The sequence below is a fragment of the Pedobacter sp. GW456-11-11-14-TSB4 genome, from assembly GCF_059424425.1.
In genome coordinates this window covers 1-15,982 of the sequence record NZ_JBWKZK010000005.1, presented here as the reverse complement: position 1 = coordinate 15,982, position 15,982 = coordinate 1, and the positions used below count along the sequence as shown (strand labels likewise).

Annotated in this window: 12 protein-coding genes; 5 read left to right on the top strand and 7 right to left on the bottom strand. The window is 36.2% G+C overall.

Annotated elements, in window-relative coordinates; translation table 11 throughout:
• Positions 1 to 428: 428 nt before the first annotated feature.
• A complete protein-coding gene (locus AC07XU_RS15910; RefSeq protein WP_494944625.1) occupies positions 429 to 872 on the bottom strand; it encodes an RrF2 family transcriptional regulator in 444 nt (147 codons plus the stop codon).
• Between the two features lie 91 nt (positions 873 to 963).
• Between AC07XU_RS15910 and AC07XU_RS15905 the strand changes: the two genes are divergently transcribed.
• Both AC07XU_RS15905 and AC07XU_RS15900 read left to right on the top strand, forming a co-directional pair.
• Entirely contained in the window at positions 964 to 2,739 is a 1,776-nt protein-coding gene (locus AC07XU_RS15905) for an aminopeptidase P family protein (RefSeq protein WP_494944624.1), read from the top strand.
• Between the two features lie 372 nt (positions 2,740 to 3,111).
• Positions 3,112 to 3,429 carry an HPF/RaiA family ribosome-associated protein gene (locus AC07XU_RS15900; RefSeq protein ID WP_494944623.1) on the top strand — a complete coding sequence of 106 codons (318 nt, stop codon included), beginning with the start codon at positions 3,112 to 3,114 and terminating at the stop codon, positions 3,427 to 3,429.
• Positions 3,430 to 3,884: 455 nt separating this feature from the next.
• Here AC07XU_RS15900 and AC07XU_RS15895 read toward each other — a convergent pair whose 3' ends face one another.
• Complete coding sequence (locus tag AC07XU_RS15895) at positions 3,885 to 4,229, bottom strand: eCIS core domain-containing protein (RefSeq protein WP_494944622.1); 345 nt, start codon at positions 4,227 to 4,229, stop codon at positions 3,885 to 3,887.
• Between the two features lie 169 nt (positions 4,230 to 4,398).
• A complete protein-coding gene (locus AC07XU_RS15890; protein WP_494944621.1) occupies positions 4,399 to 5,073 on the bottom strand; it encodes an arylesterase in 675 nt (224 codons plus the stop codon).
• A 105-nt stretch (positions 5,074 to 5,178) separates the two neighbouring features.
• On the opposite strand from AC07XU_RS15890, the gene AC07XU_RS15885 reads away from it, so the two are divergent.
• From AC07XU_RS15885 to AC07XU_RS15875, 3 genes are all read left to right on the top strand, one after another.
• Positions 5,179 to 5,868, top strand: coding sequence for an ABC transporter ATP-binding protein (locus tag AC07XU_RS15885; RefSeq protein WP_494944620.1), 690 nt, complete (start codon positions 5,179 to 5,181; stop codon positions 5,866 to 5,868).
• On the top strand, positions 5,861 to 8,401 hold the full coding sequence (locus AC07XU_RS15880) for an ABC transporter permease (RefSeq protein ID WP_494944619.1): 2,541 nt from the start codon (positions 5,861 to 5,863) through the stop codon (positions 8,399 to 8,401). Before AC07XU_RS15885 ends, AC07XU_RS15880 begins: the two co-directional genes overlap by 8 nt.
• A gap of 176 nt (positions 8,402 to 8,577) precedes the next feature.
• The gene (locus AC07XU_RS15875) at positions 8,578 to 9,012 is read left to right on the top strand and encodes a hypothetical protein (RefSeq protein WP_494944618.1); all 435 of its coding nucleotides are present in this window, start codon (positions 8,578 to 8,580) and stop codon (positions 9,010 to 9,012) included.
• Positions 9,013 to 9,018: 6 nt separating this feature from the next.
• On the opposite strand, the gene AC07XU_RS15870 is transcribed toward AC07XU_RS15875, so the two are convergent.
• The 4 genes from AC07XU_RS15870 to AC07XU_RS15855 form a co-directional block, all read right to left on the bottom strand.
• On the bottom strand, positions 9,019 to 9,516 hold the full coding sequence (locus AC07XU_RS15870) for a very short patch repair endonuclease (RefSeq protein WP_494944617.1): 498 nt from the start codon (positions 9,514 to 9,516) through the stop codon (positions 9,019 to 9,021).
• Positions 9,517 to 9,749: 233 nt separating this feature from the next.
• Positions 9,750 to 11,696 (bottom strand): OmpA family protein, encoded by a 1,947-nt coding sequence (locus tag AC07XU_RS15865; RefSeq protein ID WP_494944616.1) that lies wholly within the window; start codon positions 11,694 to 11,696, stop codon positions 9,750 to 9,752.
• 15 nt (positions 11,697 to 11,711) lie between these two features.
• Positions 11,712 to 12,725 carry a PorP/SprF family type IX secretion system membrane protein gene (locus tag AC07XU_RS15860; protein ID WP_494944615.1) on the bottom strand — a complete coding sequence of 338 codons (1,014 nt, stop codon included), beginning with the start codon at positions 12,723 to 12,725 and terminating at the stop codon, positions 11,712 to 11,714.
• Positions 12,726 to 12,736: 11 nt separating this feature from the next.
• Positions 12,737 to 15,982, bottom strand: a 3,246-nt coding sequence (locus AC07XU_RS15855) for a DUF7507 domain-containing protein (RefSeq protein WP_494944614.1), incomplete at its 5' end; no start/stop codon positions are given.

Genomic DNA, 15,982 nt, shown 5'->3' with positions numbered 1-15,982 from the left:
CTGCCCTTCCAATAAATCGGACTAAACTCTCCAAAGGGGGACTGCATGATAATATCTTGAAAATAAAAAATAAGCTTAATGTGTTCTGTGTGCCACAGACCAGGGTTTTTCACTATGTAAGAAATATAAGTTCATTTAAGTCGTGGCTTATCATCCAAATGGTAATTTAAATCTTGATGCTGGCAAAAACCTAAATAGTTGCAAATGAATTGCGTTTTAGCCCCGACATACGCGGAAATACCCGGTTCTTCATCGGGGATTGAAGCATTGGCGGGACTGATGCAGCCGATGAAATACTGAAACTGCGCTTCTAAATAATTTTAACGGCTACTAAAATATCCTTACCCTGCCCTCCGATAAATCTGAGTAAACTCTCCAAAGGGGGACATAAATAATGCACCAGAAATTAAGTCTCAGAAGATACCAACTTAAACTAAATCTGGGTTGATGGCAGTTTTTTCTCGTTCGATGATGTTGGCTATGCTGGTTTCGCCTAGCACTTTAAGCGAAGCATCTCTAACATCGATAAAAGCTTTACGGATACCGCAGGTAACCTCATCATGGCATTCTTCGCAGCGGTGGTAAAATTTTAAGCTGGCACAGGGCACCATGGCTATTGGTCCATCGGTAATGCGTAAAATATCTACTAGGTAAATATCTTTCGGATCTTTATTTAAACTATAACCGCCCCCAGCTCCTTTTTTGCTGTAGAGGTAACCAGCGTTGCGTAAATCTAACAGAATTTGCTCTAGAAATTTTTTAGGAATATGCTCTTCTTCGGCAATACGGGCAATTTGCATTGGTGGTTCGGTAATGTTTTTACCTAATATTACCAGTGCCTTGATGGCGTATTTTGTCTTTTTTGATAGCATATATACAAAGCTAATAAAAAAGTTGTGAGTTGTGAGTGGTATATGTAAGATTTTGGTTGACTATAAACTTTAAAACTCTCACATTTGTTGCATGACTTACATTGAAAAACTAACCGCCATTCGACAGCAAATGAAACAGGATGGCGTTGCAGCATATATTATTCCATCTGCCGACCCACATATTAGTGAATATTTGCCAAGCCACTATAAATGTATTCGTTTTGTAACTGGCTTTACAGGCTCTGTAAGCACTGTTGTAATTACAGCAGACTTTGCAGGTTTGTGGGCCGATGCTCGCTATTTTGAACAAGCTGAAGAACAATTGGTGAATAGTAGTTTTGAGTTGGTAAAGTTGAAAGTTCAAAACAATCCCGAATATATAACTTGGTTAAGTGAGGTTTTGCCACAAGGTGCTAAAGTTGCTTTTGATGAAAAGCTAGTTTCTGTTGTGTTGGGCGATTTATTGCAACAACAATTGGCATTTAAACAAGTAGAATTTAAACATCAGGATTATTTAAGTGCCATTTGGGAGAATAGACCTGAATTGCCTAATCAACCAGCTTATTTAATTGATGAGAAATATATCGGTCAATCTGTTGCTGAGAAATTAGTTGCTGTAAGAAATGTAATGAAACAAAATCATGCGAATTACCATTTAATTTCATCATTAGATGATATGGCTTGGCTTTTTAATATGCGTGGTAGTGATGTAAGCTACAATCCAGTGGTTTTGAGTTTTGCATTAATTACAACTGAAAAAGCAGCAATTTATATCGACAAAAATAAATTTACTGAGGCTAATTTGACTGATTTAGCTAATAATGGAGTTGAAGTTTTGGCATACGAATCAGTGGGTGATGCATTAGCCAACATCCCTTCTGAAAATACAATTTTAATAGACCCAAAAAGGACTTGCTTTGCATTATACAAATTGATCCCTGCATCGGTTCATAAAGTTTTAAGTATTAATCCTTCTACTTCATTAAAGTCAATTAAAAACGAAGTAGAAATTAAAAATACACGTTTTGCGATGCTTAAAGATGGTGTTGCCGTCACTCAGTTTTTAAAATGGGTAAAAGACAATGTTGGCCAAATAGAAATGACCGAAATTTCTGCGGCAGCAAAATTAAGGGAATTTAGAGCTGCGCAAGATGGTTTTGTAGGTGAGAGTTTTAATACCATTGCAGCATACAAAGCACACGGAGCATTGCCTCATTATGGCGCAACCGAGCAAAGTGATGTTACTATAAAAGCCGAAGGTTTGTTTTTGGTTGATTCTGGCGGGCAATACAAATACGGCACAACTGATATTACACGTGTGATCCCAATGGGAAATAATACTGAAGAGGAAAAAACAGATTACACTTTAGTGCTTAAAGCAATGATTGAGGGCTGTAAAACGCGTTTCCCGAAAGGTACATGTGGGTACCAAATTGATGCCATTACCCGCCGACCAATGTGGGATTACGCCTTAAATTATGGCCACGGAACTGGGCATGGTGTTGGTTATTTCTTAAATGTACATGAAGGTCCGCAGGTTTTTAATGCCACAGCTACTGCAGTTCCAATTGAATTAGGCATGATCACTTCGATTGAACCTGGCATTTACCGTCCGGGCAAACATGGTATAAGGATAGAAAATTTAGTGTTAACGGTAAAAGATGAGGTAAACGAGTTTAATGATTTTTATGCTTTTGAGGCTTTAACCTTGGCTCCTATTGATACTACTTTGGTTAAAAAAGAATTATTGGAACAAGCGCATATCGATTGGTTAAATAATTACCATACATTGGTTTATGAGCAGCTTAGTCCGCTTTTAAGTGAAGAGGAAAAGGTGTTTTTAGCAGAAATGACGGTTAAGTTGTAAGAAGTTGGAAAGTTGGGAAGTCGGGAAGTTAGGAAGTTAGGAAGTTTGAGAGTTGGAAAGTCGGGAAGTTAGGAAGTTAGGAAGTCCGAAAGTTTAGGGTCTATGAATGCAACAATAATATCTTGCGTATTTCGCTTTGGTCTTTAGCGTTTAGCTTTTTAAACCACCTAAGAAACCTAAGAGAACCTACGAGCGTTTGTATTACGTATTACTTTCTTCGCTTCAGTCCTTTAGATTTGATTTCGCAGGCTTTATTTTCTACTGTATATGAAGTGTTTAGCATTAAAATGCTGCATTTTACTTTTGCTCAACAAACAAGCGATAAATTTTGCTGTTATTTAATCATTATACATATCTAAAATTAGAACCATTATGATTATTCAACTGAACACTGATAAAAATTTAACGATACACAGCGAATACGAAGCGCAGATTACAGAAAAGTTAAATGTAGAATTAGAAAGATATACTGATTACATTACCAGAATTGAAGTTCACATGAGCGACGAAAATGGCAGCAAAGGTGGTGTAAATGATAAAAAATGTTTGTTGGAAGCGAGATTAGAAGGTAAGCAACCTATTGTAACCAGCGATTTAGGTGATACTTATGACATTGCTTTAAAAGGTGCTACTGAGAAATTGAGAAATGCTTTAAATACCACTGTGAGCAAAATGAAAGAAAAGCATTAAGCTCAGATAAATACAATGAAAAAGACCGATTTATTCGGTCTTTTTTTGTTTGGGCTATGCATTATTTGGCATCAAAAAACGTGATATATAATTTTATTTATTTTTATACAGATGAGTTGAACAGTTATAAATTGACTAGCTTAGAGCATGAACTTAAACAATTACATTAATCGTATCGTCCTAGGTGGTGATCCAGATGAGGAAGAAGAAACAAGTGACAGTGCTGGTGGATCAGCAGGATAAGCAAACAAAAAAATAATCAATCAACCAAAAGAATCATGAATTTAAACAATTACAACAATCGTATCATCCTAGGTGGTGATCCTGATGAAGAAGAAGAAGACGAAACTACAGACAGCGCAGGTGCAGCTGCAGGATAAAACAAAAAAGACCGAGATGATCGGTCTTTTTTTGTTTGCTCGTCATTCTGAGCTATTGAGAATATTATTTGATAATTAACTTTGTTCTCTCTGTAACATCTCAAAAGCCTTAGCCCCCATTATATCAGCTTCATTTTCTAATCTATGATCGATATTGGTTGCATCATTTTCATTTTGTTGTATGGGTTGCACTCGTCCTTGTTTTTGCTGCACCACATGCCAAGCTTCATGAGGCAAATGTTTTGTCTGACCATCTGCCAAATGATTATCACTACCTTGGGCATAAGCATATGCCTCTAATTGTGCAGGTTTGACAGAGTTATAATGAACTTTCACATCGTCTAAGTTTTGTCCTGAAAGGCTTTCGATACCAGCTTTTAAATTATCTGGTAGACCTGTTTTGTTTGGTGTTTTAGACATGACATTGTGTTAATAGATTGAATTATCAATAAAGCGAAGTTAATATTTAAAAAAAGAATTGCACATAATTCTAATTACCACAGAATGGAACATAAAAACCTAGCAAAATTTGATTGAGCCTGTGAACCAGATACATATCAAAATTTTCAAAGTCTAAATTCTTAGCTCTTTACAAAACCCCCTTCAACTTCACCCAAACATTTTCTGCTAAAATTTTATCACCTTCGGCAGTTGGATGAATACCATCTGGCTGATTTAAAGCTGGTACACCACCAACTTTATCTAATAAAAACGGAATTAAAACCATGTTATTTTTAGCCGCCAATTTCGGAAACATTTCTTTAAAATCGTTAGCATAAGTACTGCCCATATTGGGTGGAACTTGCATACCCGCTAAAACCATTTTCACATCAGGATATTTACTTTTTACAGCATCGATTATCGCCTGTAAATTTTTAGTAGTTTCTGCAACTGCAAGTCCTCTTAAACCATCATTTGCGCCTAGCTCAAGGACAAAAACATCAACTTTTTGTTTCAATAACCAATCTATACGGCTTTTGCCTGCGGCAGATGTTTCGCCACTTAAACCTGCATTAATAACTTTATAAGGTAATTTTAACGAATCTATTCTATTTTGTATTAACTCTGGATAAGCCTCAGAAGGATCTAAACCATAACCCGCAGTTAAACTCGTACCAAAAAACACTATATTTTTTGTAGTCATGTTTTTATTCTTTACTGCCAAAGTATCTGTTTTGGTTTTTTGGTTGTCATTTTTCGAGTTACCACATGCGCTAAGCATGGCCAACAAAACAATAGCAGGCATTAAACGTTTTCGTAACATATCTAAATTTTATCAATCTAATTCACAAACCTATTATCTTTAACAGGTTATCACACATAAATGTTTGTGCTCAAATATAGTTAAAAACTTAAAACACGATTACCATTGGAAAGCATCCTCGACATCAAAAACGTAAGCAAAATATATCAAAGCGGCAATCATTCACTCACTGTGTTAAATGATATCAATTTTTCAATTTCTAAAGGTGAAACAGTAGCCATTACTGGTCCGTCTGGTAGCGGAAAAACAACTTTGCTTGGCTTATGTGCGGGTTTAGACAGGGCTAGTTCTGGTTCTGTTGTTTTAAGTGGCGTGGCTTTAGATCGTTTAAGTGAAGATGAAAGAGCTGCAGTTCGTAATCAATATGTAGGTTTTATTTTCCAGAATTTTCAATTGTTGCCAACCTTAACCGCGTTAGAAAACGTAATGGTGCCTTTAGAGTTAAGGGGCGAAAAAAACAGTAAATCATTCGCTTTAGACTTATTGGCAAAAGTTGGTTTGGCAGATAGAGCCGACCATTATCCTGTACAATTATCTGGCGGAGAGCAGCAACGTGTTTCATTAGCAAGGGCATTTTCTAACAAACCTGCCCTACTTTTTGCCGATGAACCTACTGGAAACTTAGATGCCGAAACAAGTGAAAAAATCATCAAACTGTTGTTTGATTTGAATAAAGATGCTGGTACAACCTTGGTTATTGTTACCCACGATTTAGATTTGGCAGCAAGAACCAATCGAATTATTAAAATTAAAGGCGGACAAATTATAGCCAACGAAACTCCTCAACATGTTTAAGAGCGAAATCCCAAAATCACAAATTGGTTTTTCTTGGCTGTTAAAAATGGCTTGGAGAGACAGTAGAAAAAATCGCTCTCGCTTATTACTTTTCATCTCGTCTATCGTTTTAGGTATTGCGGCTTTAGTTGCGGTTTACTCTTTTAAAGATAACCTAGAGAACGATATTAACAATCAGGCTAAAGAATTAACTGGCGCCGATTTAATTATCGAAAGTAGGAGAGCAATAACACCTGCCACTCTTAAAAACATCGAAAATTTAGGAGACGAAAGAGCTACAGAACGAACTTTTGCTTCAATGGTTTACTTTGTTAAAAATGGTGGAAGCAGGCTCATCCAAATTAAAGCCTTAGAGGGAAAATTCCCATTTTATGGTAAAATAGAAACCAAGCCTACGCAAGCTGCAGGCAACTTTCAGGTAGATAGAAATGCGTTGGTAGATCAAACTTTAATGTTGCAATACAATGCTAAAGTGGGCGATTCGGTAAAAGTGGGTGATTTAAAATTTAAAATTTCGGGCATTTTAGAAAAAGCGCCTGGCCAAACTGGTATTTCGGCAAGTGTTGCGCCAATTGTGTACATTCCGCTTAAATATCTAGAACAAACAGGTTTAACCAAAATTGGCAGTCGCATTACCTACCGTTTTTATTACAAGTATCGCAATGCGGATGAATTGGCAAATACCATTAAAAAGTTAGAACCTAACCTTGAGAAAGATGGTTTAGATATAGAAACCGTAGCTTCAAAAAAGGAAGAAACCGGCAAATCTTTTAGAGACATGAGCAGGTTTTTGGCCTTATCTGGCTTTATAGCTTTGCTACTGGGTTGTATCGGTGTTGGTAGTGCTATCCATGTTTACATACAAGAGAAATTGAGCACCATTGCTACTTTACGTTGCTTAGGTTTAAAAGCCAAACATGCTTTTTTCATCTACCTTATACAAATTTCTATTATCGGATTTATTGGAGCCATATTAGGTTCTGTTTTGGGAACATTGATACAGTTTTTACTGCCAATAGTGCTTAAAGATTTTCTTCCAGTAGAAATTACCATGCAAGTTTCGTGGTTGGCCGTAGCTCAAGGAATTATTTTAGGATTAATTATATCGGTACTGTTTGCTTTGCCATCGCTGCTAAGTGTTCGAAAAATATCGCCCTTAAATGCAATTAGAGCTTCATTTGAAAACAGACAAGCTAAAAGAGATCCGTTGTTGTGGTTTGTTTATGTACTTATGGCGTTGTTTGTTTTTGGCTTCACTTATTTACAAATGAGATCTATTGTGCAAACAATTGCATTTACGCTAGCCATTGGTGTTGCCTTTTTATTGCTGTTTTTATTTTCTAAAACTTTGATGTTTTTGGTTAAGAAGTTTTTACCATCTGCATGGAGTTATTTATGGCGACAAGGTTTTGCTAATCTATATCGTCCAAACAATCAAACCTTAATGTTAACGGTTTCAATTGGACTGTCGACTGCATTTATTGCCACTTTATTTTTTGTACAAGGAGTTTTAATTAATCGAGTTACACTATCATCTGGTGCAAACCAGCCTAACATGGTGATGTTTGATATTCAGAACACGCAAAAAGAGGAATTAAACAAACTTACTAAATCTTATAACTTACCATTAATGAACCAAGTTCCCATAATCACGATGAGGATCGAAGAGATTAATGGTAAAAAACTTGAGGCAGATAGCAGCAATGCCCGAGCCTTTAGAGGGGAAATTAGGGCTACTTATCAGGATAGTTTAACTGCGGCCGAAAAATTAATTGATGGAGTATGGACTGGAAGAGTGAATGAAGGTGCTACAACTATTCCGATATCATTAGAACAAGGCTATGCGAACAGAATAAAGGTGAAAGTGAAAGATAAAATCCTTTTTAATGTTCAAGGGATGTTAATTGCAACCGTTGTTGGCAGTATAAGAGAGGTAAACTGGGGAACGATGCAAACCAATTTTAGGGTTGTTTTTCCGGCTGGAGTTTTAGAAGCAGCGCCACAATTTCATGTGTTAATGACAAGAGTTCCATCTAAAGAGGTTTCTGCTAAATACCAAGGTGATGTGGTGAATGCTTTCCCAAATATTTCGATGATTGATTTAGATTTAGTGCTTAAATTACTAGATGAATTACTGGATAAAATTGGTTTCGTAATTAAATTTATGGCAGGTTTTAGTATGGCCACAGGGTGGGTTGTTTTACTTTCATCAGTACTTACAAGTAAAAACCAACGCACTAAAGAAAGTATTTTATTAAGAACTTTAGGCGCAAGCAAGAAGCAAATTTTGGCCATAAATGCGGTTGAATATTTCTTTTTAGGCTTTTTTGCCGCAGGAGCGGGATTAGTTTTAGCAATAAGTGGCAGCTGGTTATTGGCAAAATTCAGTTTTGAAGCTAGCTTCTCGCCTCCACTATTACCTGTTTTGGCTTTGTTTAGTATAGTTGTAGGCTTGGTAGTTATTACTGGAGTTTGGAGTACAAGAAGCATTCTAAATCAACCTCCATTAAAAATTTTGAGAAACGAGGGCTAAATAGTTGTATTCTTTTCAGGATTTTTTCTGAACACAGAAACATTGAAAATCTGTATTTCTATAATCTAATTCGATATTTGACTGTTGAAGTAAGTTTAAACACTTAAAATATTATAATTACAAAAACCTTACTTTTTTCTAGCATAAATGGCATGGCTATTGCTAAAAATGGCTAAATGAATATCTTTAGTAAGCTTTCCCATCGTTCTAAATTCTACTTTATATTGTTGATTTTGTTTGTTTGTACAAATAATGTTAATGCAACATATTACGGATGTAACCTAGGAAATGATATTTACCCGAATGCAACTGGCGGGGTAAACGCTGGTGGATATCCTACTTATTATAACAGCGAGCCCATTCCAATTAGATGGTGGGATGAAGATCCCAAATGCGGTATCAGAGACAATAAAATTAGCATGAGATCTAACACAGAAGATAAATGCGAGGTTTTAGGTAACAATTGGGGTGTTGTGTATAAATATAATCCGGCAGACAATAGTTGCAAACCTACACCTGTTCCTATTGACGACTATATTGTACCAATTATGCTTTGTATAGGTTTATTTGCTTTTCATCAATTAAAAAGAAACACGATCCTAACAACATAATTCATATTAATGATTGTAAGGAATTTTAATTGATCTCGAAGTTTCGATAAATAACAACACTTGATTTACACAAGCTTTTAAGTTAGTTTTAACTTCATGTTCCCAAAAGCGCATTACAGTATATCCTAATTCGGTTAGTTTTTGATTTACAAATTGATCTCTTTGTATGTTTCTTTCTATTTTAGGATACCAAAAATTTTGATTTGTTTTAGGTTTCACGGTGTTCCATTTGTAACCATGCCAAAAATCTCCATCAACAAATACTGCTAATTTATATTTTTCAATTACCAAATCTGGCCTACCTGTTAAATCTTTTCTGTGCAATCTAAAGCGGATGTTTTTTGCCCACAAAGCTCTACGTAACAACATTTCCGGTTTGCTGTTTTTACCTCTTATCTTAGCCATGGTTTTACTTCGCAATTTTGTAGTATAAAACCCTGCACCTTCCTCAAACCTAGGTACTTTGATCTTATTATCTTCTACTAAATTAATTTTGTAAACCATTGCTTAAAAAACCAACAAAAAGCATTAATGTTTAAGATCAATATCATTTAAACAAAAAAGAACCAGCTTTCGCTAGTTCTTAATTAAAACAAATCTTTAAGTAATGATCACATTCAAAAAATATCAAAAACAATAAAAGCTAAACACAAGGCCGCTATAACTATTAAGCCAATAGCTATCACCTTTTCTGTTTTCGTTTTCATCACAACTGATTTCATCTTGAATTTTAAATGTTAATACTTCGTAATTTTAAACTCTGTACGTCTATTCGCTTGGTGCTCTTCTACAGTACAATTTACGCCGTTACTACATTTATTAAGTAGTTGTGTTTCGCCGTAACCTTTAGCAGTCATTCTATCTCTGGCAATACCTCTGCTAACTAAATAATTTACAACAGATCTTGCTCTTCTTTGTGATAAGTCTAAGTTATAAACGTCTACACCTCTACTGTCAGTATGTGATCCTAATTCAATTTCTAATGATGGATTATCTCTCATCGTACGCACCAATTCATTTAAAATTTTGGCAGCATCAGCTCTAATGTTATCCTTATCAAAATCATATAAAATATTTTTCAGTTCAATAGTTTTACCTATTTCATATAAAGGCTCTAATTTTAAATCTGCTGATAAAGTCTGTGATTTGGCAATTCCTACGGTTGATATCGACATAGAATCAGCATAAAATTTTTCTTTTTGAGCTAATACTTGATAAGTCTTTTCTGGAGAAATATCAAATAAGAACGTACCAGTTTGCGTACTACTTTGACGAGCCACAATTTGCTGCCCATCTCCATACAATGTTACGCTTGCAGCTGGGATAATTTCACCATTCTTTTTGTTAACCACGTTACCTTTTAGTGCTAAAATAAGTTTTGGTGCGATATAGTTATAAGTAAAACTATAAATATCATCATTACCTACACCACCTTTTCTATTTGATGATAAATAACCTTTTGCAACATCAGCACTGTTAGTAGTCATTAAATAACTAAAATCATCAGCTGCAGAATTTAATGGATATTTTAAATTTTGTGGCTTTGTCCAATTCAGTTTTTCACCCTTAGCACCAAATATATCTAAGCCACCCATACCTGGCCATCCATTGCTTGAAAAATACAAAGTGCCATCAATATTAATCATTGGAAACATTTCATCTCTAGCTGTATTGATGTTAGCACCAGCATTTTTAGGTGCTCCCCAAGTTCCATCGTTTTGTAATTCACAAAACCAAATATCAGTACCGCCTAAGCCGCCTTGCATATTAGATACAAAGTATAGTGTTTTTTCGTCTGGACTTAAATTTGCATGACCAACAGAGTACTTTTCTACATTGTTGTATGCAAATGATTTTTCTTCTAATTTTCCATCCTTTAGGGTAAAAATATACAACTCCAAATTGGCCGTAGAATATTTAAAACCACCTTTTCGCTCAACTTCTAAAGTTTTACCGGTAGTTGTTCTGGTTACATAAAAAACATCTCCATTTTTATTAGTGGCGATGGGTCCGATATGGTAATTGCCATTATTAAAGATAGAAGCTTCTAATTTTGGTGAGCTCAAAGCATTATCAGCAGCTCTAGCAGCATCATAAATTCGAAGATAAGGTCTGCCAGTTCTACCATATACATTTTTTGATTTAACATCAGGCTCGCTCACAAAAAATAAAGAATTTTTAATTGGATAAGCACCAAAATTTGACAATGGTGTATTTACTCCTGCCTCATTTTTTAATTGATGAATGGTTGGGTTAGCAATCCAAGTCATTGCAGAATCACATCCAGCTAAATTTAACTCCACTGATTTTTGATCTCCTGTTAAAGTAGAATAGCTCTGAAAAGCTTTTTTAGCTTCAACATATTTAAGATTAGATTTTAAAGATTCTCCGTACTTAATTAAATTTTCTGGCTTGCTATCTTTATTGGCTACAACCCTTGCATACCAGTTTTCTGCCGCTTCAAAATCTTGCAGTTTGATATAGCAATAAGCCAAATCTTCCATATCAACTAGTTTTGGAGATTTAACATCAACTAATTTTTGGTATAGGTTTGCGGCCTGAAAGTATTGATATTCATCTAAAAGTTTCCTTGCCCTATCACGTAGATTAAACTGTTCTTGAGCAAAAGCTGAGGAAAACGTTGTAATTGCTATTAAAACGATAATGATATATTTCTTATTCATAATTGATACGAGCGCTTAAAAGAATCTTGGACTTAACAACCTACTAAAACTCCTCGGAAATGTAATTCCTAAGGTTATCTCATGTGTGCCATTTTGCGTTTGGGCCAAACTGTTTAACAAATAATCATAGGAATACCCTATTCTTAATTTATTGTTCACATAAAATTGTGCTACGCCTGCAAGAGAGTTTGTGTTGGTAAGGTTAAGATCTCTGCTGTATTGTTTATTCCATAAATTTAACCCAGTACGATAAGAGCCTCCTATCCATACTTTTTCGCCGAAGATAAACATCGCACTTAAATCTAAACTTGTAGGTCCTTTAAAATCCTCTTTAAGCAAAATACTTGGTCTAATTCGCAAATCATCAGAAATATTACTGATCATACCAGCAATCACATACACATGTCTTTTCCGCTTCAAATTTTCCGAAGTTCCAGAATTCCAATTAAACAATCCGTTATCGCTATCGCCAGAAAGTAAATCCATTACAGAAGCACCTACATAAAATTTAGGCGTATAGTAATAAACACCAAAACGAGCATCAGGTACATAATTGTTAATTTGTCCGGCCGGAAGATTTCTATCTTCACGATCAACAGGGTTGAGTTGCGTGCCATCTAAGCCGTAGTTAGTTACACCTAAGGCTAAACCAAAGCTCAATCGTCTGCTGTCTTCTGCATCTAACCTAAGTCTATAAGCAAAATTGGCATAGGCCGATGTAGAAGATTGAGGACCAAGTTTATCACCAGATAACTGAACACCAACACCCATCCTTTTGGTAACAGGATCAACAATTCCATCAAAAGAAATCTGACCTGTTTGCGGTGCTCCATCTAAGCCAGTCCATTGGCTGCGTAATGCCATTTGCCCAAACCATTCTTCTTTATACCCAGCATAGGCTGGATTTACGCTCATCGCATTAAAGATATATTGCGTGAACTGAATATTTTGCTGAGCATTTGCAGGCTTTATGCCCGCAAACACTAAACTTAATAAGATAATTGATTGATATATATAATGCTTTTTCATTACTATTTCTTTTATCGTTTAACTAAAACCCAACCTTTGGCCGTGGTAAAACTTGTGCCTTTGTATAACCTTGCTGTATAATAATAAGTACCCTCATTCAATCTTTCACCGTTCCAATCATTCTTGTAATTCTTATTAACATAAACTTGGTTTCCCCAACGATTAAAGAATTCTACTTCAATTCTATCGTAGTTATTTGAACCTACAATTATCCAAACATCGTTTTTACCATCTCCATCAGGCGTAATTACGTTACCGAAGAATAAACCTTCTACCAATACATTTACAACTGCAATGTTGGTGTAATTACCGTAAGCGTCTTTTAAACGATAAGTGAATGTTTCCGTTCCGGTAAAGCCATCATTTGGTGTATACGTAATTGTGCCATCGCTGTTGATTTTAACCGTTCCGTTTCTTGGCTGACTAACAATTTCGATGGTTGTTAAATCAAAAGGAGCAACATCTTTAGTATCATTATTTATAATCGGAATAATTACTGGTTTACTAAATGTTGTTGTTGCGTTATCATCAGCTGCTTTAGGTGCACTAGGTGTTACTGTAATCGCAACAGTTGCAGGATTTGAAGTTTGTCCATTACTATCTTTAACGGTGTAAGTGAAAGTATCAGGACCAGTGTATCCTGGCGTTGGTGTATAAGTAACTGTTCCATTTGCATTAACAGTAACCGTACCATGTAAAGGTGGAACTGTTATGATCACACTACCAACAACTATTGGTGAGCTGCCAGCAACATCATTTGTTTGGATGTTAATTACAACCGCATTGTTCTGTAGCGTAGTAGCAATATCATTAGTTGCAACTGGAGGTTTACCTAAGCCTGTTACTGTTGGGGTATTGTTGGTGTAATTAGAACCAGAAATATCTGTAACGGTTGATCCACCAGGTACATTTGCACTTACTGTTGCAGTATTTATCACATTACCTGCTGCTATATCCGCCGCAGTTATGGTATAGTTTCTTACAACAGTTGTTGTAGCGCCTGGCAATAGAGTGCCAGATACTGATATGGTTCCGGTGCCTAATTTAGCATCAACGAGAGTGATGTTGCTTAGGCTTACATTACCCATATTTCTAATGGTAAATGTATATTGTATTGAGTTGCCTAATACAAACGCTCCTCCAGCACCAGTACCTGTATTTGTTACAGCTTTTAATAATGCTATAGCACCAGTTTGACCAATTGGAGTTACCGTACATGATGCACACGCAGGAACTGGAGCTACTATTGGGTAAAGCGGGCTAGTTGGCGACAATGGAGTTGGATCTGTTGAGTTAACAACAATGTTGTTTCCTCTTGGATCTTTTGCCGTTACAGTTGCCAAATTAAATACTCCTTTATTATCTATATCTGCTTGTGTTAAGATATGATAACCTGTAAATGTTGTGCCGTTACTTGCACCTGGTGCCAAAGTTGCCAATGGGCCACCTAACATTGTAGCATTCGGATCAGTAATTACCACATTGGTTAAGGTTACGTTTCCTGTATTAGTTACAACAAAAGTGTAATTAACTCGATCACCTACATTCACAATGCCATCACCATTCGTATCAGCATAAGCACCATCTTTGGTTAAGGTAATGCTCGGAGATTGAATTGTTGGTGTAACTGTGCATGAAGGACATACAGGAGTTGGTGGTGTAACCGGATAATTTGGACTACCTGGAGCTAATGGTGTAGGATCTGCAGATGTTGTAGTAACATTTTTATTTTTAGGATCCTTAGCAGTAGCAGTAGCTAAATTAAATACTCCACCGTTATCAATATCACCTTGTGTTAAGATGTGATAGCCAGTAAATGTACTTGTATTTTGAGCACCAACAGCTAAGCTAGCAATTGGGCCACCCGTCATTACCGCATTTGGATCTGTAACCACAATATTGGTTAAGGTTACGTTTCCTGTATTGGTAATTACAAAAGTATAGTTAATTCTATCTCCAACATTTACTTTGCCATCTCCATTGGTATCAACATAAACTCCATCTTTTAATAGGCTTAATTTGCCTTCTTGCACAATTGGTGTAATGGTACAAGTTGGACAAGGTGTTACCGGTGGAGTTACTGGATAGCTTGGATCTGTTGGTAAAATAGGGCTCGGATCATTTGATGGTGTAGTTACATCATTACCTTTTGGATCTTTACCTGTAGAAATAGCCACGTTAAATACTCCACCATTATCAATATCACTTTGTGTTAAAATGTGATAAGCTTTAAATGTGGTGTTATCATTCGCTCCCGCTGGTAAATTAGCAATCGGACCACCTGTTACAATCGCATTAGCATCGGTGATACTGATGTTTTTGATGCTTACGTTGCCAGTATTAATCACATTAAATGTGTAATTAATTCTATCCCCAACATTTACTTTTCCATCGCCATTGGTGTCTGCATAAGTACCATCTTTAACTAACCTCATACTTGGTGTTTGTACAATTGGTGTAACGGTACAAGTTGGGCATGGTGTTACAGGTGGTGCAGCCGGATAGTTAGGATCAGTAGGTAAAATTGGTGATGGATCATCAGACCTTGTAGGTGGAATATCATTTCCTCTAGGATCTTTACCTGTTCCAACAGCCACGTTAAATACTCCCCCATTTTCTATATCTGTTTGAGTGAGCACATGGTATGCTGTAAATGTAGTATTATCAGTTGCTCCAGCAGCTAAAATAGCGATTGGACCACCTACCATTGTTGCATAGGCATCGGTAATGTTTATGTTAGTAATAGCTACGTTTCCAGTATTGATTACATTAAATGTGTAATTAATTCTATCGCCAACATTAGCTACTCCATCGCCATTTGTATCAGCATAAGTACCTTTCTTTAATATTCTCATACTAGGTGTTTGAGGCAATGGAGTTACGGTACAAGTTGGACAAGGCGTTACTGGCGGAGTAACCGGATAACTTGGATCAGTTGGTAATGTTGGTGTTGGATCATTTGAAGGAGTTGTAATCTCATTTCCTTTTGGATCCGTTCCTTTTACAATTGCCACATTAAACACGCCAGCATTATTTAAATCTGCTAATGTGATGGTATGATAACCGGTAAACGTAGTGTTGTCTACCGCTCCTGCTGCAAGTGAAGCAATCGGCCCACCAGTAATCGTTGCATTGGCATCAGTTACCATAACATTCTTAAGTATTACGTTACCTGTGTTGGTTACCACGAAGGTATAGTTGATGCGGTCGCCTGCATCTACCTTGCCATTTGCATTGAAGTCGTTGTAGGTACCATC

Bases quoted from the DNA above. Each gene is read 5' to 3' on its own strand.
- AC07XU_RS15880 (WP_494944619.1), top strand. From the start codon at position 5,861: ATGTTTAAGAGCGAAATCCCAAAATCACAAATTGGTTTTTCTTGGCTG.
- AC07XU_RS15865 (WP_494944616.1), bottom strand. From the start codon at position 11,696: ATGAATAAGAAATATATCATTATCGTTTTAATAGCAATTACAACGTTT.
- AC07XU_RS15900 (WP_494944623.1), top strand. From the start codon at position 3,112: ATGATTATTCAACTGAACACTGATAAAAATTTAACGATACACAGCGAA.
- AC07XU_RS15905 (WP_494944624.1), top strand. From the start codon at position 964: ATGACTTACATTGAAAAACTAACCGCCATTCGACAGCAAATGAAACAG.
- AC07XU_RS15895 (WP_494944622.1), bottom strand. From the start codon at position 4,229: ATGTCTAAAACACCAAACAAAACAGGTCTACCAGATAATTTAAAAGCT.
- AC07XU_RS15870 (WP_494944617.1), bottom strand. From the start codon at position 9,516: ATGGTTTACAAAATTAATTTAGTAGAAGATAATAAGATCAAAGTACCT.
- AC07XU_RS15910 (WP_494944625.1), bottom strand. From the start codon at position 872: ATGCTATCAAAAAAGACAAAATACGCCATCAAGGCACTGGTAATATTA.
- AC07XU_RS15860 (WP_494944615.1), bottom strand. From the start codon at position 12,725: ATGAAAAAGCATTATATATATCAATCAATTATCTTATTAAGTTTAGTG.
- AC07XU_RS15890 (WP_494944621.1), bottom strand. From the start codon at position 5,073: ATGTTACGAAAACGTTTAATGCCTGCTATTGTTTTGTTGGCCATGCTT.
- AC07XU_RS15875 (WP_494944618.1), top strand. From the start codon at position 8,578: ATGAATATCTTTAGTAAGCTTTCCCATCGTTCTAAATTCTACTTTATA.